Origin of the sequence: Streptomyces tsukubensis (assembly GCF_003932715.1) — a bacterium.
Taxonomy (GTDB): domain Bacteria; phylum Actinomycetota; class Actinomycetes; order Streptomycetales; family Streptomycetaceae; genus Streptomyces; species Streptomyces tsukubensis.
Window position 1 is genome coordinate 3,783,305 of record NZ_CP020700.1, and the last position, 20,197, is coordinate 3,803,501.

Sequence of the window (20,197 nt, forward strand, 5' to 3'; positions counted from 1 at the left end):
GGGACGGCGGGGCGGGGCTTCGCGTGGCGGGCGGCCCGGAGGCGGGCGGGTACGGGTTGAGTACGGGAGCGGCCCGGGGGACGCCGCCGCCCGGTCCGGCAGGGCGGACGAGACCAGATGACCGCTGCACCACACAGCACAGCCCGGCACCGCGCGGATTCCGGGGCCGTACCGCGCCGGAGAGAGGGAGACGACCGTGCCCGTACCGTCCTTGCCCGACCAGCACGCCACCGGCTACAGCCTGCCGCACGCCTACTGGATGGCCCGGGCCGCGAAGCTCGCGTACGCGAACCAGGGCGAGGTCCTGCGGCAGGCGCGGGAGTGGGGTTTCGACCGGGTACGGCACCACGAGTCGCTCTTCGAGCCGCCGTTCGCCCTGGAGGACACCCAGGCGTACACGCTGGCCGGGGAGCGGATGATCGTGACCGCCTTCCGCGGCACCGAGCCCGTGCAGATCCGGGACTGGCTGTCGGACGCGAGCACTCCGCCGTGGCCGGGACCGGCCCGTACCGGCTATATGCACTACGGCTTCGCCGAGGCCCTCGACTCCGTGTACCCCGGGGTCCGGGACACGATCGCCGAACTCCGCGACAACGGGCAGACGGTGTGGTTCACCGGGCACAGTCTGGGCGGGGCGCTGGCGATGCTCGCGGGCTGCCGGATGTATCTGGAGGAGCCGCGGCTGCGGGCGGACGGGGTCTACACCTACGGACAGCCGCGGACCTGCGACCGGATCCTGGCCGCGGCCGTGAACAAGGGCTTCCCCGACAAGGTGTTCCGCTTCGTCAACAACAACGACATCGTTCCGCAGCTGCCGCCGGAGCCCGCGTACACGCATACCGACACGGTCCGCTACTTCGATGCGAAGGGGCGGCTGCATACGTCGATGCCGCTGCTCGGGACGGCCGTGGACCGGGCGCGGGGGCTGACGGCGGACGCGCTGGCCCCGGCGGCCGACGGGGTGCGCGACCACTTCATCGACAGCTATCTCGCGGCGCTGGAGCGGAATCTGGGCTGAGGAGCGTCGGGCGGGGGACGCGGGAAGGCCCCGGGGTACGGGCCGGGAGCCGCAGGAAAGCCCCGGGGTACGGGCCGGGAGCCGCAGAAAGGCCCCGGGGTACGGGTCGGGGGCCGCTCAGGATTGAGCGGCCCCCGGCCCGTACCTCCGTACGGTCAGTGCGCGACCGTCTGCTCCGGCCCGGCAGCGGACGGCTCCGCGGCCGTCGGCTCCGGGTCGTTCGGCCCGGCCTTGGCGGGCTCGCGGCCCTGGAGCAGCACCGCGGCCAGGACCGCGGCGGCCACCACTCCGATACCGCCCGCCACGAAGCTGTTCGACATCGCCTGGGTGAAGGCGTCCCGCGCGGCGTCCGCCAGACCGGGGAGCTTCAGCGCCACCGCCACCGACTCCTTCGCGGCCTCCGGGGCCTCGCCCGGCAGTTCGTTCCGGTACGTCCCGGAGAGCACCGCGCCGAGGATCGCGACACCGAGCGCCGCGCCCGCCTGCTGGATGGTGTCGTTGAGCGCGGAGCCGACCCCGGCGTGCTCCTCGGGCACGGCGCCCATCAGCGCGGCGATCGCCGCGGGCATCGCGAGCCCGCCGCCGGCCCCCATCAGCAGCATGGCCACCGACAGCAGGCCCCAGCCGTCACCGGCGGAGAGGGTGGCCAGCGCGCCGAACCCGGCGGCGATGGTGAGGAGTCCGACGACGGCCATGACGCGGTTGCCGGTTCGGGGCAGCAGGGCGGCGCCGATGGTGTTGAAGGCGATCACGGCGACGGCCATCGGCGCGAAAGCGAGCCCGGTCTCGGTGGCGCTGTAGCCGACGACGAACTGGAGGTACTGAGTCAGCACCAGCATCAGACCGCCGTTGGCGAAGGTCAGCAGGACCAGGGAGAAGCTGGCACCGGTGAAGACCTTGTTGCGGAACAGCTCGACCGGGACCATCGGGGCGTCGGTCCGCGACTCCCAGACGGCGAAGGCGACCAGGGAGACGGCGGCGGCGATCGCGGCGGTCAGCGTGAGGGGGTCGCCGAGGCCGGTCTTCGGCGCCTCGATGATCGTCCAGACCAGGGCGGTCATACCGGTCATCGACAGCAGCATGCCGGGGACGTCGGGCTTGCGCCACGGGCCCTTGGACTCGGGCATCAGCAGCAGGGCGGCACCGATGGCGAGCGCGGCGATCGGCACGTTGATCAGGAAGACGGCACCCCACCAGAAGTCGGAGATCAGCGCACCGCCGAGGACCGGGCCGCCGACCAGGCCGACCATCGCGACCGCGGACCAGGCGGCGATCGCCTTGGGGCGCTCGTCCTCGTCGAAGACGGTGATCAGGATGGAGAGCGTGCTCGGCATCACCAGCGCACCGCCGACGCCCATCAGGACCCGGGCGGCGATCAGCATCTCGGGGCTGCCCGCGTAGGTCGCGACGAGTGAGGCGGCTCCGAAGAGCGCAAGGCCCAGGATCATCACCTTCCGGCGGCCGAAGCGGTCGGAGAGGCTTCCGGCGGTGAGCAGCAGTCCGGCGAAGACCAGGATGTACGACTCGATGATCCACTGGACGTCGGTGGTGCTCGCGTCCAGATCGTCGGTGATCGCGGGGACGGCGACGGTCAGCACCATGTTGTCGATCACGAGCACGAGGGTGCTCAGGCAGAGCACGACCAGGATCCACCAGCGCCGCGGATCACGGACCGGGGGCCGGTCGTCCCGGTCCCGAACCTGCTGCCCGTCCGCGCGTCCGGCCGCCCCGGGCTCGTGCTGAGGCTCCCACTCCATGGTCTTCCCCTCCGAAAGGTCGTACGGCGTCGTCCACGCTCCGCCGTACGGCGTGCGCTCTGTCGAACACTGTACGGAGACCGAACACTGTGCGCAAGAGCGTACGGCGTGCGGAGCCTGCGCTAGGGTGAGGCGGAGAACGGGCACGGGACCCGCCGGGGGCCCGCTCAGGACACGCTCGGGACACGGGAGAGGAGCCGGAGACATGGCGGTCGAGGAGCGCACGGACACGCCCGCGGACGCGGCGAAGGCGGCGGGGCAGACGGCGGACGAGGGGTTCCCCTCCGTCTGGACCCGCCCCCGGCGCCGCAGGCGGGAGCAGCCCGCGCTGAGCAGGGACCAGATCGTCGCCGAGGCGCTCGCTCTGCTGGACAGCGACGGGGTCGAGGCGCTGAGCATGCGGAAACTGGGCGCCCGGCTGAAGGCGGGCGCCACCTCCATGTACTCGCACGTCGCGAACAAGGAGGAGCTGATCGAACTCGTCGTCGACGAGGTCTTCGGCGAGATCGACGTTCCCGAGCCCGCCGGGCCGGACGACTGGCGCCCCGCGCTGGAGCGGCTCGCGCACAGTTTCCGGGACGCGATCCTGCGGCACCCGTGGATGGCCTCGGTGCTGGGCGAGGTCGGAATGTCCTATCTGGGGCCGAACATGATGCGGCTCTCCGACCGGGTGCTGGGCATCTTCGAAGCCGCGGGCTGCGACGACGTCGAGGCGGCCGACACCTACAGCAGCACGCTCATCGCGTTCGTCCTGGGCACCGCGCTGACCGAGGCGGCCTATCTGACGACCCTGGCGCGCAGCGGCCGGACCGAGGAGGAGTGGGCGGCGAGCGTACGGCCCGCGATGGTGGCGGCGGCGGAGCAGTTCCCCCGGCTGCGGAAGCGGTACGCGATCCTGGCCACCGGCACGCAGGAGGTGGAGAGCACCCGGGGTTCGGCGTTCGAGCAGGGGCTGGCGTGTGTGATCGACGGGATCGCGGTACGGCTGGGGGTGTAGCGGGTACGGGGGCGGGTCGGCCTCTTGACGGGCGCCCCGCCCCGTACCGGCTACCGGTCACCGCCCGACCGCAGCCGCTCCAGCGCCGCGTCGAGATCGGCCCGGGCGGGCCGGTTGTGCGGCAGCTTCGCCAGTACGGCGGCCATACCGCAGGTGTTCGTCAGGGCCGAGAACACCAGCCCGCCCGCGATCCCGCCGGACAGCAGCAGCCACGCCGGATGCAGGGCCGCCCCGAGGACCGTGCCCAGCAGGACGAGGATGCCCGCCGTGAAGCGGACCTGGCGCTCCATCGCCCAGGTACCCCTGGGGACGGCGCACGCGCCCGGCGCCGTACCGTCGCCGCCCGGACGCTCCAGGGGGTATCCGCGCCCGGCCCATGCCTGCGTACCGCCGCTCAGGCTCGCCGCCCGGACCCCGCGCCCGGCCAGCAGTTCGCAGGCGCTGCCCGACCTGGCGCCGGAGGCGCAGACAATCAGCACCTCTCCGCGCCCGGCCGCCCCGGCGATCTCCGGGACCGCCCGTCGCACCTGGTCGAGCGGGATGTTGACGGCGCCGGGGACATGGCCGGACGCGTACTCGCCGGGGGTACGGACGTCGATGACGGTCAGCGAACCGATCCGGGCGCGGACCTGGTCGGCGTCGTGGAGGTCGTGGGTCGGGCTGTTGCGGTGCATCGGTGATGCCTCCTTCGGAGGGCGAAGGGGGTAAATTACCCCCAGGGGTATATGAACGGCCGGGGTGGTACCGGGAGAGGAGTGGATGTCGTGGAGTTGGATCTGGCGGCCGCCGAGATGAAGGCCGTGCTCAACCGCCTGCGCCGGGCGCAGGGTCAGATCACCGGGGTGATCCGGATGATCGAAGAGGGCCGGGACTGCGAGGAGGTCGTGACCCAGCTGGCCGCCGCGTCGCGGGCCCTGGACCGGGCCGGGTTCGCGATCATCGCCTCGGGGCTCCAGCAGTGTCTGGCCGAGATGGAGCCGGACGGCCGGAGCGGACGGAACGATCAGGACGGCCAGGACGGCACCGGTCGGGCCGCCGGTCGGGAGACCCCGGAGCAGATGCGGGCCAAGCTGGAGAAGCTCTTCCTGTCGCTGGCCTGAGCGCGGCCCGGGCGCGCGGCCGGCGCGGCCCGGGGGTCACAGCGCCCCCACCGCGTCCGCCGCCATCACGGCCGCCACCGCGGCCAGTGACCAGGCGAAGGCCTTCCGCAGCGCACCGGAACCGACCCGGTCGGCGAGGCGTTTGCCGTCCCACGCGCCCAGCACCGCCGCACCTGCGAAGGGGGCGATCAGTCCCCACTCCAGCCCGTGCGCGGTGCCCGAGCGGGTCGCCAGGGCGGCGATGGAGTTGACGGTGATGACAAGGAGTCCGGTGCCGACGGCCGCTCGCATGCCGAGGCCGATGGTCCTGGTCAGCGCCGGTACGACGAGGAAGCCGCCGCCCACGCCCAGCACCCCGGTCAGCGCGCCGAGCCCGGCGCCCGTCCCGGCCGTGGCGCCCGGACCGCGTACCCGTTCGACCGGCTCGCCGCCGGACCGCAGCATCCCGGCCGCCACCACGGCCGCTATCACCGCGAACGCGCCGGTCAGCACGGCGTCGGGCAGTTGCGCCGCCGCCGCGCCCCCGAGGGCCGCAGGCACCACCCCGGCCGCCGCGACGAGGGCACCCGTACGCCAGCGGACGTGTCCGTCGCGGGCGTGCGCGTACAGCGCGGTGGCGGAGGTGAGCGCGACGATCACCAGGCTCGCGGTCGTCGCGGCGGCGGCGTCGAAGTCCAGGAGGTAGATCAGCGCGGGGACGGCGAGCACGCTGCCGCCCCCGCCGAGGGCGCCCAGGGCGATCCCGACGACGGCGCCCGCGACGAGCGCGAGCAGCACGGCGCCGCTCATGCGCCCGGGGCGGACGTACAGGAAGCGCCGCCGTCCGCGCTCGTACCGGAGACGCCGCCGGTGCCGCCCGTACCGGAGATGCCGTCGGCGCCGCTTGCACGGGAGCCGCCGGTGCTCGTGACCGCCAGGCCCGCCGCCTCCGCCGCGGCGAACGCGTCGTCCACGGCCACGACCTCCCGCCCCGCCGCGTCCAGCAGCGACGCGCCGATCGCGGCCCGTAGACCGCCCGCGCAGTGCACCCAGACGGTCCCCGCGGGTATCTCGGACAGCCGCGACCGCAGTTCGTGCAGCGGTACGGGGACGGAGCCCGCGATCCACCCCTGACCCGCGCGCTCCGAGTCCCGGCGCACATCGACCACGACGAACGGATCCGCGGCCGCCGACGCGTGCGCCGCCGCCAGATCGGCGAAGGTCGCGCGGCGGAAGGAGCGGGCGGTGTCGCCGTCGCGCAGCCAGTCGCCGACCTCCCCGGTCGCGGCGGCCGCGGGCCGGTCGATACCGACGCGGACCAGCTCCCGCTGGGCCTCGGCGAGCTGCCCGGGGGTCTCCGCGAGCAGGGTGACCGGCCTGCCCCACGGCACCAGCCAGGCCAGATGGGTCGCGAGCTGCCCGTCCGCCTCGACATTGACCGTTCCGGCGACATGGCCCGCCGCATAGGCGGTGCGGCTGCGCAGATCGACCACCCACTCCCCTTCGGCCAGCCGGGCCGCCAGTTCCGCGGCGTCCGCGACGGCGGGCGGGGTGAGGTCGACGGGCGCCGGGCCGCGGGCGTTCAGCGGACCCATGTGGACGTAGTAGGCGGGGACGTCCTCCAGGGAGGCGAGGAGCCCGGCGACGAAGGTGTCGGCGTCCTGGAGCAGGGCGCCGTTGCCGCGCCGCTCGGCGCCGATGGTGCTGCCGGCCGCACCGGCGGCGCCCGGCCCCGAGGAGCAGAAGCTGCCGAAGCCGTGGGTGGGCAGCACGGCGGCGGAGTCGGGCAGCTCACCGGCGAGCCGGTGCACGGACGCGTGCTGGGCGCGGGCGAGGTCCTCGGTGAGCCGCGGTTCGACCAGGTCGGGACGGCCGACCGCACCGATCAGCAGCGATCCGCCGGTGAACGCGGCGACGGGCGTGCCGGTCTCCTCCAGGACGTACGCGGTGTGGTGCGGGGTGTGCCCGGGGGTGGCGACGGCGCGCAGGACGAGGTCCGTGTCGATGTCCGTACGGTCGCCGTCGGCGACGGGCATCCGGGAGTACGAGACCCGGGCCCCGGCCGGAACGTGGTAGGCGGCGCCGGTGAGCCGGGCCAGTTCGAGACCGCCGGTCACATAGTCGTTGTGGACGTGCGTCTCGACGACATGGGCGATGCGGACGCCGCGCCGGGCGGCCGCGCCGAGGACGCGGTCGATGTCCCGGGGCGGATCGACGACGACGGCGGTACGGGCGCCGCCCGCGAGATAGCCGCGGTTGCCGAGCCCGGGCACGTCGATGGTGTCGATGAAGAACACTGGTGATCCCTTCGCGCTCCGATTACCCCCCGGGGTATATCTGCGACCGTACCAAATTACCCCGGGGGGTATTCAAGGGGGTGTGAAGGACCTCATGGGGGGGCGGGGTGCGGGGGTTTCCCTGCGGCTGTTCTACGGCTGCTCCTCCGGCCGCCGGGGACGACCGCCCGGGCGGGATCAGTCCTGCCGTACCCCTGTGACCAGGTACGACACAAACTCCACCTGGGCCGAACCGTCCCCCGTCGTCCAGGGTGCGAGCAGTTCGCGGATCCGGGCCGCGGCCCGGTCGAGGTTGTCGGGGCGGGCCTCGACGAAGGCCTGGCCCCAGGGGGTCACGGTGAGGAAGCCGGGGACGAACGCGGCCAGCGGCGGCAGGGCGACATCCGCGATGACCTCGTGCGCGGTGATGGCGGTCAGCCCCGCGTCCCGCAGCAGACCGGTCGGTCCGGCGGCGCTGCCGCTGAAGGCGGAGGCGTACCAGTCGGTGATCCCGGGGCCGCCGAACTCCTCGAAGGCGCGCTGCTGGGCGGCGAAGAAGGGCGAGCGGTCCATCGGTGCCCAGACCGTGGCGGCGATCAGCCCGCCGCCCGGGCGGACGACCCGGACCGCCTCGGCGACGGCCGCGGGCGGGTCGGGGAAGAACTGCAGGCCCTGCTGGCAGACGACGGCGTCGAAGGTGCCGCCCGCGTACGGAAGGTCGACGGCGTCCGCTTCCTGCCACTCGATGACGACGCCCTCGGCGGCGGCGCGGGCCGCGGCGGTGTCCAGCATTCCGGGCACCAGGTCGACCCCGACGATCCGGGTGCCGGTGCCCGCGGTCCGCCCGGCGGCGGTCCTGGCGGTGAAACCGGTCCCGCAGGCGAGGTCGAGCAGCGCCTGTCCGGGCGCGAGCGCGACCGCGTCCAGAAGGGCGGCGACGAAGGGCGCCATAACGGGTGCGGCGTACCGCTCGTACCGCTCGGGAGCGCGGTCGGTGAGGCGGAAGCCCCGTTCGTCTCCCATAGGTCGACCATAGGTTCGGCGGAGGGACGGCGCACGTCGGTGGGACCCCCCGGGCCCGGGTGGAGAAGGCTCTCGGCCCGCGGAAGGAGGCCCCGCTACATCCTTCGGTGCAGCCGTCTTTCGTCTTCCGCTACGACGATCCGGCGGCGGGCCGCCGGGACGATGAACACATGACCACTCAGACCCTGTCCTCCGCACCGCCCGCGGCCGGCACCGCCGGCGCCGGTGGCCGGCTTCCGCTTCTCGACGTCCTGCGCGGTGCGGCGATCCTCGGCACGCTGATGACCAATGTGTGGATCTTCGCGGCGCCGGGTTCGGAGTGGGGCGTTCTGACGGGCGCCACGGGCAGTCCTTCCTTCGACTCCTTCCCGCAGGCGGTGGAGTCGGTGCTGCGGCTGCTGGCGAACGGAAAGTTCCTGGCGCTGCTGACCGTGCTGTTCGGTGTCGGCCTGGCCATCCAGTACGCCTCCGCCGAGCGGCGCGGACAGCCGTGGCCCGGGCGCTACAACCGGCGGGCGCTGTTCCTGTTCTTCGAGGGGACCGTCCACTTCGTCCTGATCTTCGCCTGGGACGTGCTGATGGGGTACGCGGTCACCGCACTGCTCGTCGCCCGGCTGCTCACCCGGTCCGTGACGGCGCAGAACCGGGTGATGTGGTGGCTCGGCGGTCTGCATGTGACGGTGATGCTCGCGGCCACCGCGTTCGTCCTGGCCGACAGCGGTACCGACGGTGACGGCGGCGGGGCTGTGCTCGACGACGGCGTACGGGAGCTGTACGCGCACGGCAGCTGGGGCGAGCAGATCGTCTTCCGGCTGGAGAACGCCCTGGCCCTGCGGATGGAGCCGGTCCTCACCTTCCCGCTGCTGGTCTTCCTGTTCCTGCTGGGAGTCCGGCTGTTCCGGGCGGGCGCGTTCGGCCCCGACGCCACGGGCCGCCGCATCCGTGCGCGGCTGCTGGTCTGGGGGCTGGGCCTCGGCCTTCCGATCAGCGTGCTCTCGTCCGTCGCGGGCCCCGAACTCTTCCTGCTGGACCGGTACATCGGCGGACCGCTCACGGCGCTGGGCTACCTCGGTCTGATCGGCGCGATCGTGGACCGCATCCGCCGCCCCGGCCCCCTGATGAACGGCCTGACCTCCGTGGGCCGTACCGCACTGTCCGGTTACGTCCTCCAGAACGTCCTCTGCATGCTGGCCGCGTACGGACTCGGCCTCGGCCTGACGGAGCGTCTGGGCGGCGACTGGCACCCGTGGTGGGTGATCGCCCTGTGGACGGCGGTCTGCGCAACCCTGATGCTCGGCTCCTCCTGGTGGCTCCGCCGCTTCTCGCACGGCCCGCTGGAGCAGGTGCAGCGGTGGGCGCTGCGGCGCTGAGGGCCGTCAGGCGCCCCGGGGATCATCCGGCGGGCCCGCGCCGCGGGTCAGTTCCGCCGCGCGCAGGCCCGCCTGGAACCGGGTCCGCGCGCCCAGGACGTTCATGATCCGGCGCATCCGGCGCTCCACCGTGCGCTGGGCGACCCCCAGTCGGCGGGCGATCGCCCGGTCCGTCAGCCCGGATGCGGACAGTGCCAGCAGCCGCCCGTCCTCGTCGGAGAGCCCATGGGCTCCGCGGGCCGCCGGTACGAGGGGTACGGCGCGTTCCCAGAGCAGTTCGCCGAGTGCCAGCACCCCGTCGAGCAGCGCCGAGGGGCGCAGGACGAGCGCCGTCGCCCCGTCCCGTACCAGCGCTGTCGTACGGTCCACCGCGAGCAGCACCATCGGCACCTCCGCCAGCACCCGGCTCTGCTCCCCCAGCCCGGCCGCGGCCTCCCGGGCGGCGGCCAGCCGCTCCGGCGAGTCCAGCCAGGCGTGGTCGTAGACCGCGCGCCGCCGGATCCCGGGCCCGGCGGCGGCGGGCGGCGGCGGGGCACCGAGCACCAGCACCTCCTGCCGGGCCGAGGCCTGGAGGCGTAACGCGAACCGGTCCACCGCCTCCGGGCCGCCGCCGAAGGTCTCCACCACGGCCCGGCCCCCGGAGCGGAACCCGTCCGCCAGCGCCGCCGCGACCAGCCGGGCGCGTTCGATCTCCTCCCGGCGCCGCAGGGCCAGCGCCTCCAGGGCCGGACCTGGCGGGGCCGGACCGAACCGGGCCGGGCGGCCGGGGAGCCGGACCAGCAAACCCCACCGCTCCAGCGCCAGGGCGCGGCGGCGCACCCGGGCCGGGTCCCAGCCGGTGGCCGCGGCGAGTTGGGCGACCGTCGCTCCGGGGCGGGCCAGCGCCGCGCGGTAGAGCGCCTCCTCACCGGCGGGGACACCGAGCGGGCCGAGCCCGCACGGAAAACCGGGCCCGTCCGAAGCCGCTGCTCCGGGGTCCCGCTCCCCGCCCTCCCCCGCCATCCCGCCTCCTCCGCACCTCGTGCACCGACCGGCCGCGCCGACGGCGTTGCCACACCCCGCGCCATGAGCGCCCCGGGCCCCGGTCCCGGGCCCGTACGCACGGAAAGGTACAGACCACTTGGCGCCACGCCTACCCGCCCGCGACGGGATGCCGACAGTGGCGGAAAGCCGCCCCTCCCGGGCACCTTCCGCACTGGTCCAGACCAAGTAGCTTGGGAGGTTGATCGTCCTGAGCACGGCCACGCACCCCTTACCCCACAGGGAGAGCCATGTTCAAGAACATCCGCAGATCCCCCCACCAACGCCCCCACGAACACCCCCGCAGAACCAAGCGCCCCCACCGCACCCTCCGCAACCGCATCGCGGCCTTCGCCGCCGCGCTGCTCCTCCCCCTCGCCGGTCTCACCGGGCTGAACGCCTCCCCCGCGCAGGCCGCCGGAACCCTCACCGCCACCTTCACCACCGAGAGCAACGGCTCCTGGTGGCGCGGCATCTACACCATCCGCAACAGCGGCACCGTGGCCGTCAACGGCTGGACGCTCCAGTTCGACCTCCCCGCCGGGGTCACCGTCACCGGCCACTACCACGGCGACGCCACCGTCAGCGGCAATCGCGTCACCGTGAAGAACGCCCACTACAACGGCACCATCCCGGCCGGCGGCACCAGCAACCCCTGGAGCTACTGGTTCATCGGCAACGGGCCCGTCGGCACGCCCACCGGCTGCACGGTCAACGGCGACAAATGCGACGGCACCCCCGATGTACCGCCGACCGCTCCCGGCGCGCCGACCGTCACCACGGTCACCGCCCGGACCATGACGCTCGGCTGGCCCGCGTCCGCCCAGGGCGACTATCCGGTCGCCTCGTACGACGTCTTCGTCAGCGGCGCCCTCAAGACGAACACCACCACCACCACCAGCGCCACCGTCGACGGGCTGATGCCGAACACGGAGTACGTCGTCACCGTGCGGGCGAAGGACACCCGCGGCAACAACGGTCCGTTCGGCCCACCGCTCACCGTCCGCACGTACAACCCGGCGAACGATCCCGTGCCACCCACCGCGCCGGGCAATCTGCGCACCACCGCGAAGACCGCCTCCACGGTGAGCCTGGCGTGGAACGCATCGACCGACAACGTCTCCGTCGCCGCCTACGACGTCTACCGCGGCCAGATCCTGGTCAAGACGGTCACCACCACCTCGGCCACCGTCACCGGGCTGTCGCCCGCCACCGCTTACACCTTCACCGTGAAGGCGCGCGATCTCGCCGAGAACTCCTCCCCCGCCTCCAACTCCCTCCCCGTCACCACCGACGACGTCGCCGGTCCCGGCAACTACTACAAGGTCGGCTACTTCATCCAGTGGGGCCTCTACGGGCGCCAGTACTTCGTGAAGAACCTGGACACCTCCGGCGCCGCGGCCAAGCTCGACGTCGTCAACTACGCCTTCGAGAACATCGACCCGGTCAATCTGACCTGCCAGGCCGGGGTCACCAAGGGCATCTCCGGCAATCCGCAGGACCCGGACGAGGGCACCGGCGCCGGTGACGCCGACGCCGACTACGGACGGCCCTTCTCCGCCGCCCAGTCCGTGGACGGCGTCGCCGACGACGGCTGGGGCAAGCTCCGCGGCAACTTCAACCAGATCAAAAAGCTGAAGGCCAAGCATCCGCACCTCAAGTTCGTCGTCTCGCTGGGCGGCTGGACCTTCTCCAAGTTCTTCTCCGACGCGGCGGCCACCCCGGCCTCGCGCGAGAAGTTCGTCCGCTCCTGCGTCGACATCTGGATCAAGGGCAATCTGCCGGTCTACAACGGCGCGGGCGGCCCCGGCACCGGCCTCGGGGTCTTCGACGGCATCGACATCGACTGGGAGTGGCCCGGTGCCGAAGGACACGCGGGCAACCGCTGGGGTCCGCAGGACAAGGACAACCTGACCGCGCTGCTCGCCGAGTTCCGCAGGCAGCTCGACGCCCTCGGCGGCGAGCACAAGCTGCTGACCGCGTTCACCCCGGCCGACCCGGCGAAGATCGCGGCCGGCTGGGATCTGACGAAGATCTTCGACTACCTCGACTTCGCGAACGTCCAGGGGTACGACTTCCACGGCGCGGGCAGCGACAACTCGTGGGAGCCCAACCGCACCGGGCACCAGGCGAACCTCCACCGGGACGCCCAGGACCCGTACCCCTTCGACTTCAGCATCGAGAAGGCCGTCCAGACCTATCTCGACGCCGGGGTCAATCCACGGAAGCTGACCGTCGGCTTCCCGTTCTACGGCCGCGGCTGGAAGGACGTGGCGGCGGGCGCACCGGGCGTCAACGGCGAATGGCAGACCGCGAACGGCGCGGCACCGGGACAGTTCGTGGAAGAAGCGGGGATCCGCGGCTACCAGAACATGATCACCAGCTATCCGAATATGACCGTCTACCACGACACCCAGTCGATCTCGACCTACGGATACACCGGGCCCGGCGGTACCTGGTGGAGCTTCGACGACGCCTGGTCCATCGGGAAGAAGGCCGAGTGGATCAAGTCCAAGGGGCTGCTCGGCGGGATGATCTGGGAGATGTCCGGTGACACCCCGACCGGCACGCTGATGAACGCGCTGCACGCCGGGCTGCCGTGACGGGCCCGGCCGCAGGTCATCGGGCATAGGGCATAGGGCATAGGCCGTCCGTCGGGATCCCGCCGACGGACGGGAACGCACAGAGATGTACGGGGATGTACGGGGGCGGTCGCGGAACGTACGGCTCCGCGGCCGCCACCCGCCCGGCCGTACCCCGCACCGCGCCTCGCGCGCCGTACGCACGCCGTCGGCTGCGGCGTACGTACGGCGCTCGGGCGCGCGTACGGGCGTACCGCCCCCGCCCCGGCGGGGACTTTGCACCCGGACGGGTGGGTGGAGCCCGGCCCCGCGGGCCGCACGCCCCCGGCACCGCTATCAACGGGGCATGAACCCTCACCGGAAGAAGCGCATCCGTGGCACGGCCGCCGCCCCGCCGGCGCTCGCCCTGATGCTCGTACTGGCCCCGCTCGCCACCGCCCCCGCCGACGCCACACCCGCAGCACCCGCCGCCCCCGCTTCGTCGTACGAGATGTACCAACTGGAGGACGCCATCTCCCTCCTCGTCGAGGCGGACGAGGACCGGACCGGCTACACCTCCTCCGCCTTCCCCCACTGGAACGCGGGCCTCGACCCCGCGGACCGCTGCGACACCCGGCACGAGGTCCTGCTCTCCGAAGCCCTGGAGGCGCCCGACGCCTCCGCGGGCTGCGCCCTGAGCGGCGGCCGCTGGCACTCGTACTACGACAACCAGTCCACGTCCTCGCTGCGGGACCTCACGGTCCTCCACGCCGTACCGCTCGCCGAGGCCTGGGGTTCGGGCGCCCGGAACTGGACGGCCGAGCGGCGCGAGGCGTACGCCAACGACCAGGGCGCGACCGGCAGTCTGAACGTGGTGCTGACCAGGACCGCCCGCGAGCGCGGCGACCAGAACATCAACCAATGGCATCCACCGGCCGACAGTGCCCTGTGCCGCTACGCCAAGGACTGGGTGGCGACCAAGCTCCGCTGGGGTCTGACCGTCGACAAGAACGAGAACGAGGCACTGAAGTCGCTGGCCGACAACGATCCCTGCGAGTCCTTCTGGGTCATTTACCGCCCGGCGCCCGCCTGATCACCATCCGCCCCTCCTGAACCCCGAGCGCCCCCATTTTTCCTACCGCCGAACGAGTGAATTGTGTGCTCGGCTGCTCGTACGCCGTGTCCTGGAGGCCCGTCCGGTGGATACACCCCGTGAACGGACCGAGACGGGCCCATCAAGCCGGAGGCAAGATGACCAGCGCGACACGCCGTACGGGGCAGCAGAACCGGGGCGGCGGGGCACGGCGGACCCGGCTGCTGCTGACCGCGCTGGGCGCGACGGCGCTCGCGGGCACCGTACCCGCCCAGCAGGCCGCCGCCGACGAGACCCGCACCGGGCACCAGCTCACGCTGGTCTCCATCGGCCAGATCGACGACCCCGCGGAGGACGTTCTGGAGCACGCGGTCATCCTCAAGAACGCCCAGCTCCTGCCGACCACCCACAACCACTACCACTGAGAGCGGGGGCCGCCGCCGTGTACGGCAGGCCCCCGCCACGGACCACCGGGGCCCTGCCGTACACGGCGGCGGGGCCCCGGTGCCGTACCCGCACCCCTGCCCCGCACCGGGGCGGACCCGGCGCGCCGCTGGCGGCCCGCCGTCGGCCGGGTGACCATCGGAACCATGAGTTCCAGGAGCGACACCCCCGCCGCCGAGCTGCACCTCGCCCAGCAGCCCGAGGCCGACGCGCTGCTCAGCCGCAGCCCGCTCGCCACCCTCGTCGGCATGCTGCTCGACCAGCAGGTCCCGATGGAGTGGGCGTTCTCCGGCCCGTACACCATCGCCCGGCGCATGGGCCGGGACGATCTCGACGCCGCCGAGATCGCCGCGTACGACCCCGAGGCCTTCGCCGGGCTGCTGAAGCAGAAACCGGCCGTTCACCGCTATCCGGGCAGCATGGCCCAGCGGATCCAGACGCTCTGCCGCTATCTCGTCGACGAGTACGGGGGCGATGTCACCGCCCTCTGGCAGGACGCCGCGGACGGGCCCGAGCTGCTGGCCCGGCTCAAGGCGCTGCCCGGTTTCGGGGAGCAGAAGGCGAAGATCTTCCTGGCCCTGCTGGGCAAGCAGCTCGGGGTCCGGCCCCGGGGCTGGCGCGAAGCCGCAGGGGACTACGGCAAGGCGGGCTCCTACCGCTCGGCGGCCGACATCACGGGCCCCGAATCCCTGGCCAAAGTGCGGGCGCACAAACAGGAGATGAAGCGAGCGGCAAAAGCCGCGAAAACGCCGTAGCCGATCCTGCGACACACGCGTCCCCATCCCCGTCCGCCTCACCCACTCGGGCGAAACATCCGCGCCCGGGCACAAGGAACAAGCCATTCCGGGAAAGGAGAAGTATGGCAATGCCACGACATGGGAAGTGAGTTGGGGCACAGGCGTTCCCAGGGACACTCCGTCCCCGCTAGCTTCCCGTTCGACATGTCCATTACGGGAAGGAACTCTGTGAAGGCAACCCGTCGCAGAGCCGTGGCCACCCTGGCCGCCGCCGCACTCGCGACCCCGCTGCTGCTGGCCTCCGCGTCCCCCGCCACGGCCGACCGCCACACGCCCGGTCAGCGGGACGCATCGAATGCCGCAAAGCTGGCGGCCAAGCTGGTCAAGAAGTCGTCCGCGGACGATGCCTTCGACCACCTGGAGAAATTCCAGCAGATATCCGACACGACCGGCAATCGCGCCGCCGGAACCCTGGGATACGACGCCTCCGCGGCGTATGTGTTCAAGGAGTTGAAGAAGTACGGCTACAACGTTTCGTACCAGCCGTTCACGTTCCCCTACATCGAGACGCAGGCCGAGTCGCTCGCCGTCGTCTCGCCCTCGCCCCGCACCGTCGGGGTCGTGGCGATGGACTACACCAAGTCCACCCCGGTCGGCGGGATCACCGCCGACCTCGCGGCCGTCCCGGCCGACGCCACCACCGGCTGCGAGCCCGCCGACTACGCCTCCGGCACCTACACCGGCAAGATCGCCCTGATCAAGCGCGGCGGCTGCACCTTCGCGCAGAAGCAGGCCACCGCCGCCGACGCCGGCGCGATCGGCGCCCTGATCTACAACAACATCGAAGGCTCCATGGGCGGCACCCTGGGCGACCCGGCCGGGGTGAAGATCCCCACCGGCGGGATCGTCCTGGCGGAGGGCGAGAAGTTCGCCGCCGAGCTGGTGAACGGCCCGGTCCGCGTCACCCTGGACGTCCGCCAGCTCCAGGAGACCCGTACCACCCGCAACATCATCGCCGAGACCAAGCACGGCAACGCCGCCAACACGGTGGTACTGGGCGCCCACCTCGACAGCGTCTCCGAGGGCGCGGGCATCAACGACAACGGCTCCGGCTCGGCCGGTCTGCTGGAGGTCGCCCAGGAGCTGGCGAAGGCGGAGAAGCGGCCCACCAACAAGATCCGCTTCGCCTGGTGGGGCGCCGAGGAGAACGGCCTGCTCGGCTCCGAGGCGTATGTCGCGAGCCTGACCTCCCTCGGCAAGAAGGAGATCAAGGCGTACCTCAACTTCGACATGATCGCCTCGCCGAACTACGGCATCTTCCTCTACGACGGTGACGACTCGGACGGCGTGGGCGCGGGCCCCGGCCCCGAGGGCTCCGCCCAGATCGAACGCGATATGCAGAAGTTCCTGGACGGCCGCGGCACCCCGCACGAGGGCACCGACTTCTCCGGCCGCTCGGACTACGGCCCGTTCATCGAGATCGGCATCCCGGCCGGCGGCACCTTCACGGGCGCCGAGGTCAAGAAGACCGAGGCACAGGCGGCCAAGTTCGGCGGTACGGCCGGGGTCGCGTACGACCCCAACTACCACGGCGCCGGGGACAATCTCGACAACGTCAGCATGAAGGCGTTCGGGATCAACATCGGCATCATCGCCAACGCGGTCGGTACCTACGCCCACGACATCAGCTCGCTTTCGAAGCCGGTCACCCCGGCCGGCCCGAACGGCGGCCAGTCCGGCAGCGGCGGACTGCGTGACGGCCACGCGGTCGTCACCGAGTAACACCAGCCCTTCTGTTCACGGCTCCCGGCGGGGGCGCGTCGTTCAGCGCCGCCGCCGGGAAGTGCCGAAGAGGGAACGGGTGATCTCCCGCCCGAGCTGCGTCCCGACCGAGCGGGCCAGCGACTTGAAGGCGCCGCTCCCCATGACCTGCGCGACCAGCGACTCCTGCTCACGCGGCGGTACGGCCTCCGGCCCGCGATCCGCCGCCTGTTCCGATCCCCGCTCCGCCGCCTGTTCCGGAGCGTGTTCCGGAGCGGACGGTACGGGTTCGGGCCGCGCGCTCAGCTTCTCGTACGCCGACTCCCGGTCGACCGCCCGCGCATACGTCCCGTACAGCGGCGACGCCGCCACCGCCGCATCCAGCGCCGCCGCGTCCACCGGCCCCATCAGCGACTCCGGCGCCCGCAGCCGGGTGACCGCGACCGGCGTCGGCGCCCCCGACTCACCGAGGACCGTCACCACCGCCTCGCCCGTACCCAGCCCGGTCAGCACCTCTTCGAGGTCGTACGGCGACTTCGGGAAGGTCCGGACCGTCGCCTTCAGAGCGGTGGCATCGTCCGGAGTGAACGCCCGCAGCGCATGCTGCACCCGGTTCCCCAGCTGCGACAGCACATCACCGGGCACGTCCTTCGGGGTCTGGGTGACGAAGAAGACGCCCACGCCCTTGGACCGGATCAGCTTCACGGTCTGCGTGATCGACTCCAGGAACGCCTTCGACGCGTCCGTGAACAGCAGATGCGCCTCGTCGAAGAAGAACACCAGCTTCGGCCGGTCCAGATCACCGACCTCCGGCAGCTCGTGGAAGAGATCGGCCAGCAGCCACATCAGGAACGTCGAGAAGAGCTGCGGCCGGTCCCGGACCGCCGCCAGCTCCAGCACCGAGACCACGCCCCGCCCGTCGGGCGCGGTCCGCAGCAGTTCACCGGTCCCGAACTCCGGCAGCCCGAAGAACCCGGCCGCGCCCTGCTGCTCGAAGACGGTGACGGAGCGCAGGATCACCCCGGCGGTCGCCGCCGACAGCCCGCCGACCGTCTTCAGCTCGGCCCTGCCCTCGTCGGACACCAGGAAGGCGATCACCGCCCGCAGGTCCTTGAGATCGTCCAGCTCCAGGCCCTTGCCGTCCGCGTAGTGGAAGACCAGACCGAGGGACTGCTCCTGCGTCCGGTTGAGCCCGAGGACCTTCGCCAGCAGTACGGGCCCGAAATCGGTGACCGTGGCCCGGACCGGAATACCGGGACCGACGCCCCCGAGCCCGTAGAACTCCACGGGAAAACCCTGCGCCCGCCACTCCTGCCCCACCTCGGCGGCCCGCTCGCGGACCTTCTCGCCGGGCTCGCCCGGGGCGGAGATCCCCGACACGTCCCCCTTGATGTCCGCCAGGAAGACCGGCACGCCGTTCGCCGACAGCTGCTCGGCGATCAGCTGGAGCGTCTTCGTCTTGCCGGTGCCGGTGGCCCCCGCGACCAGACCGTGCCGGTTGAGCATCGCGAGCGGCACCCGGACGGGCGCATCCGCCCGGCAGACCCCGTCCCACAGCAGCGCGCCCAACTCCAGGGCGGGGCCCTCGGTGGCGTACCCCCCGGCGATCCGCCGGACAGGATCCGGATCCGGCTCCGTACCGCTGTCGGCCATATCGCACCCCGATTTCCACGCCGGATATCTGCTTTGTCAGCCTTCGCCCAGGATCGCACCGGCCCGCCATGGCTGCGCCCGGAGGGGCTTGACCGGTAGGCTTTCCGTGTGATCTTCAAGCGCATCGGAAACGGACGGCCTTACCCCGACCATGGCCGGGAATCCACCCGGCAGTGGGCGGACGTCGCCCCGCGCCCGGTCCGCCTCGATCAGCTCGTCACCACCAAGGGGCAGCTCGACCTGGAGACGCTCCTCGCGGAGGACTCGACCTTCTACGGCGACCTCTTCGCACACGTCGTGAAGTGGCAGGGCGATCTGTATCTGGAGGACGGCCTGCACCGCGCGGTCCGCGCCGCGCTCCAGCAGCGCCAGGTCCTGCACGCCCGCGTCCTCGAACTGGGCTGACCCCCGCGGGTACCCTCGGTCAGAGGGCCGATCGTGGCAGCGCACTGAGCCTTTCGGGCTCATTCCGGGGCCGTACGGGCGCAACCCGTTGATCATCTTGTAGGCACGGCGTCCCGCTCCCACTACGCTGCGCCCATGAGCATGCTGACTCCTCCCGGGATGGGGGGAAAGTACCGCATCACGGGCGATAAGTACCCCCGGATGCGCCGTCCCCGCCACCGCCGCAGGATCGTCACGGCGGCCGTCGCCGCGGTGGTCGCCCTCGGCCTCGCGGGCTGGGGGACGGTCCAGCTCATCGACGCCTTCGACGGCGAATCCGAGAAGAAGACCACCGCGGCCCACAAGCCCGGCTGCGCACCGGCGAAGAAGAAGAGTGGTCCATCCGCACCACCGCCCAAACCGGCCGTGAACCTGAAGCCCGCTCAGATCACCGTGAACGTCTACAACGCGACCCCGCGCGGCGGGCTCGCGAAGGCCGCGGCGGAGGAACTGAAGGCCCGCGGCTTCACCATCGGCAAGGTCGGCAACGCCACCGCCGACTACGACAAGAAGATCCCCGGCACCGGCATCCTCCTCGGCGCCCCCGCCGCCGTGAAGGGCCCGTTCTCGGTCCTGGGCACCCAGCTGCCGGGCGCCCCCACCAAAACGGACACCCGGACCACGGCGGACGTGGACCTGATCCTCGGCACGGCCTTCACCACCCTGGCCCCGCGCCCGTCCGCCGACAAGGCCCTGACGATCCTCGCCAACCCCGTCCGGCCGCTCTGTTCTTAAGGGCTCGGTTCGCCTCCGGGGCGCTTTAGCGGTTTTCTTCAGTCGATCGTGCTCGGCTGCTCGTTCCTCACAGCCTGCGCGCGTTCTCCTTCCAGTCCCCCTACGCCTTCGGCGTGGGGGGACCCCCAGCGCGCCCCTTCGGCTCACTCGCCGGCACCTGAGGGCGGGGCAGCTCGTGAGCGGTGAACCCGTGGCCCCCGGGCTCACCCGTCAGGCCCTGACGCCTGCT

Annotated in this window: 18 protein-coding genes; 11 read left to right on the top strand and 7 right to left on the bottom strand. The window is 72.2% G+C overall.

The window, feature by feature from the left end:
• Positions 1–196 precede the first annotated feature (196 nt).
• The gene (locus B7R87_RS15210; RefSeq protein ID WP_006348199.1) at positions 197–1,018 is read left to right on the top strand and encodes a lipase family protein; all 822 of its coding nucleotides are present in this window, start codon (positions 197–199) and stop codon (positions 1,016–1,018) included.
• Between the two features lie 155 nt (positions 1,019–1,173).
• Here the strand turns inward: B7R87_RS15210 and B7R87_RS15215 are convergent, their stop codons facing one another.
• Positions 1,174–2,775 (bottom strand): MFS transporter, encoded by a 1,602-nt coding sequence (locus tag B7R87_RS15215; RefSeq protein WP_006348198.1) that lies wholly within the window; start codon positions 2,773–2,775, stop codon positions 1,174–1,176.
• Between the two features lie 205 nt (positions 2,776–2,980).
• On the opposite strand from B7R87_RS15215, the gene B7R87_RS15220 reads away from it, so the two are divergent.
• Positions 2,981–3,772 carry a TetR/AcrR family transcriptional regulator C-terminal domain-containing protein gene (locus tag B7R87_RS15220; protein WP_006348197.1) on the top strand — a complete coding sequence of 264 codons (792 nt, stop codon included), beginning with the start codon at positions 2,981–2,983 and terminating at the stop codon, positions 3,770–3,772.
• A 50-nt stretch (positions 3,773–3,822) separates the two neighbouring features.
• Here the strand turns inward: B7R87_RS15220 and B7R87_RS15225 are convergent, their stop codons facing one another.
• Positions 3,823–4,446 (bottom strand): rhodanese-like domain-containing protein, encoded by a 624-nt coding sequence (locus B7R87_RS15225; RefSeq protein ID WP_006348196.1) that lies wholly within the window; start codon positions 4,444–4,446, stop codon positions 3,823–3,825.
• A 90-nt stretch (positions 4,447–4,536) separates the two neighbouring features.
• Between B7R87_RS15225 and B7R87_RS15230 the strand changes: the two genes are divergently transcribed.
• Positions 4,537–4,872, top strand: coding sequence for a metal-sensitive transcriptional regulator (locus B7R87_RS15230; RefSeq protein ID WP_006348195.1), 336 nt, complete (start codon positions 4,537–4,539; stop codon positions 4,870–4,872).
• A 36-nt stretch (positions 4,873–4,908) separates the two neighbouring features.
• Here the strand turns inward: B7R87_RS15230 and B7R87_RS15235 are convergent, their stop codons facing one another.
• From B7R87_RS15235 to B7R87_RS15245, 3 genes are all read right to left on the bottom strand, one after another.
• The gene (locus tag B7R87_RS15235) at positions 4,909–5,661 is read right to left on the bottom strand and encodes a sulfite exporter TauE/SafE family protein (protein ID WP_130584997.1); all 753 of its coding nucleotides are present in this window, start codon (positions 5,659–5,661) and stop codon (positions 4,909–4,911) included.
• Entirely contained in the window at positions 5,658–7,148 is a 1,491-nt protein-coding gene (locus B7R87_RS15240; protein ID WP_006348193.1) for an MBL fold metallo-hydrolase, read from the bottom strand. Before B7R87_RS15240 ends, B7R87_RS15235 begins: the two co-directional genes overlap by 4 nt.
• A gap of 177 nt (positions 7,149–7,325) precedes the next feature.
• Entirely contained in the window at positions 7,326–8,150 is an 825-nt protein-coding gene (locus B7R87_RS15245; protein ID WP_006348192.1) for a class I SAM-dependent methyltransferase, read from the bottom strand.
• A gap of 170 nt (positions 8,151–8,320) precedes the next feature.
• Here B7R87_RS15245 and B7R87_RS15250 point away from each other — a divergent pair, with 170 nt between their 5' ends.
• Positions 8,321–9,520 (top strand): DUF418 domain-containing protein, encoded by a 1,200-nt coding sequence (locus tag B7R87_RS15250; protein ID WP_078902261.1) that lies wholly within the window; start codon positions 8,321–8,323, stop codon positions 9,518–9,520.
• Positions 9,521–9,526: 6 nt separating this feature from the next.
• Here B7R87_RS15250 and B7R87_RS34130 read toward each other — a convergent pair whose 3' ends face one another.
• Complete coding sequence (locus B7R87_RS34130) at positions 9,527–10,522, bottom strand: helix-turn-helix transcriptional regulator (RefSeq protein WP_130584996.1); 996 nt, start codon at positions 10,520–10,522, stop codon at positions 9,527–9,529.
• Positions 10,523–10,791: 269 nt separating this feature from the next.
• Between B7R87_RS34130 and B7R87_RS15260 the strand changes: the two genes are divergently transcribed.
• The 5 genes from B7R87_RS15260 (at position 10,792) to B7R87_RS15280 (ending at position 17,157) form a co-directional block, all read left to right on the top strand.
• Positions 10,792–13,143 carry a glycosyl hydrolase family 18 protein gene (locus B7R87_RS15260; protein ID WP_006348188.1) on the top strand — a complete coding sequence of 784 codons (2,352 nt, stop codon included), beginning with the start codon at positions 10,792–10,794 and terminating at the stop codon, positions 13,141–13,143.
• Positions 13,144–13,468: 325 nt separating this feature from the next.
• Positions 13,469–14,194 carry a GmrSD restriction endonuclease domain-containing protein gene (locus tag B7R87_RS15265; RefSeq protein ID WP_006348187.1) on the top strand — a complete coding sequence of 242 codons (726 nt, stop codon included), beginning with the start codon at positions 13,469–13,471 and terminating at the stop codon, positions 14,192–14,194.
• Between the two features lie 158 nt (positions 14,195–14,352).
• Positions 14,353–14,619, top strand: a complete 267-nt coding sequence (locus B7R87_RS15270) for a hypothetical protein (RefSeq protein WP_006348186.1) — start codon at positions 14,353–14,355, stop codon at positions 14,617–14,619.
• A gap of 165 nt (positions 14,620–14,784) precedes the next feature.
• On the top strand, positions 14,785–15,393 hold the full coding sequence (locus tag B7R87_RS15275) for an HhH-GPD-type base excision DNA repair protein (protein WP_006348185.1): 609 nt from the start codon (positions 14,785–14,787) through the stop codon (positions 15,391–15,393).
• A gap of 234 nt (positions 15,394–15,627) precedes the next feature.
• Complete coding sequence (locus tag B7R87_RS15280; RefSeq protein WP_006348184.1) at positions 15,628–17,157, top strand: M28 family metallopeptidase; 1,530 nt, start codon at positions 15,628–15,630, stop codon at positions 17,155–17,157.
• Between the two features lie 42 nt (positions 17,158–17,199).
• Here B7R87_RS15280 and B7R87_RS15285 read toward each other — a convergent pair whose 3' ends face one another.
• The gene (locus B7R87_RS15285) at positions 17,200–18,789 is read right to left on the bottom strand and encodes a helicase HerA-like domain-containing protein (protein ID WP_006348183.1); all 1,590 of its coding nucleotides are present in this window, start codon (positions 18,787–18,789) and stop codon (positions 17,200–17,202) included.
• Positions 18,790–18,897: 108 nt separating this feature from the next.
• On the opposite strand from B7R87_RS15285, the gene B7R87_RS15290 reads away from it, so the two are divergent.
• Together B7R87_RS15290 and B7R87_RS15295 are read left to right on the top strand one after the other, a co-directional pair.
• Entirely contained in the window at positions 18,898–19,194 is a 297-nt protein-coding gene (locus B7R87_RS15290) for a type II toxin-antitoxin system VapB family antitoxin (protein WP_003955420.1), read from the top strand.
• A gap of 135 nt (positions 19,195–19,329) precedes the next feature.
• The gene (locus B7R87_RS15295) at positions 19,330–19,968 is read left to right on the top strand and encodes a LytR C-terminal domain-containing protein (RefSeq protein ID WP_052704627.1); all 639 of its coding nucleotides are present in this window, start codon (positions 19,330–19,332) and stop codon (positions 19,966–19,968) included.
• Positions 19,969–20,197: the final 229 nt, after the last annotated feature.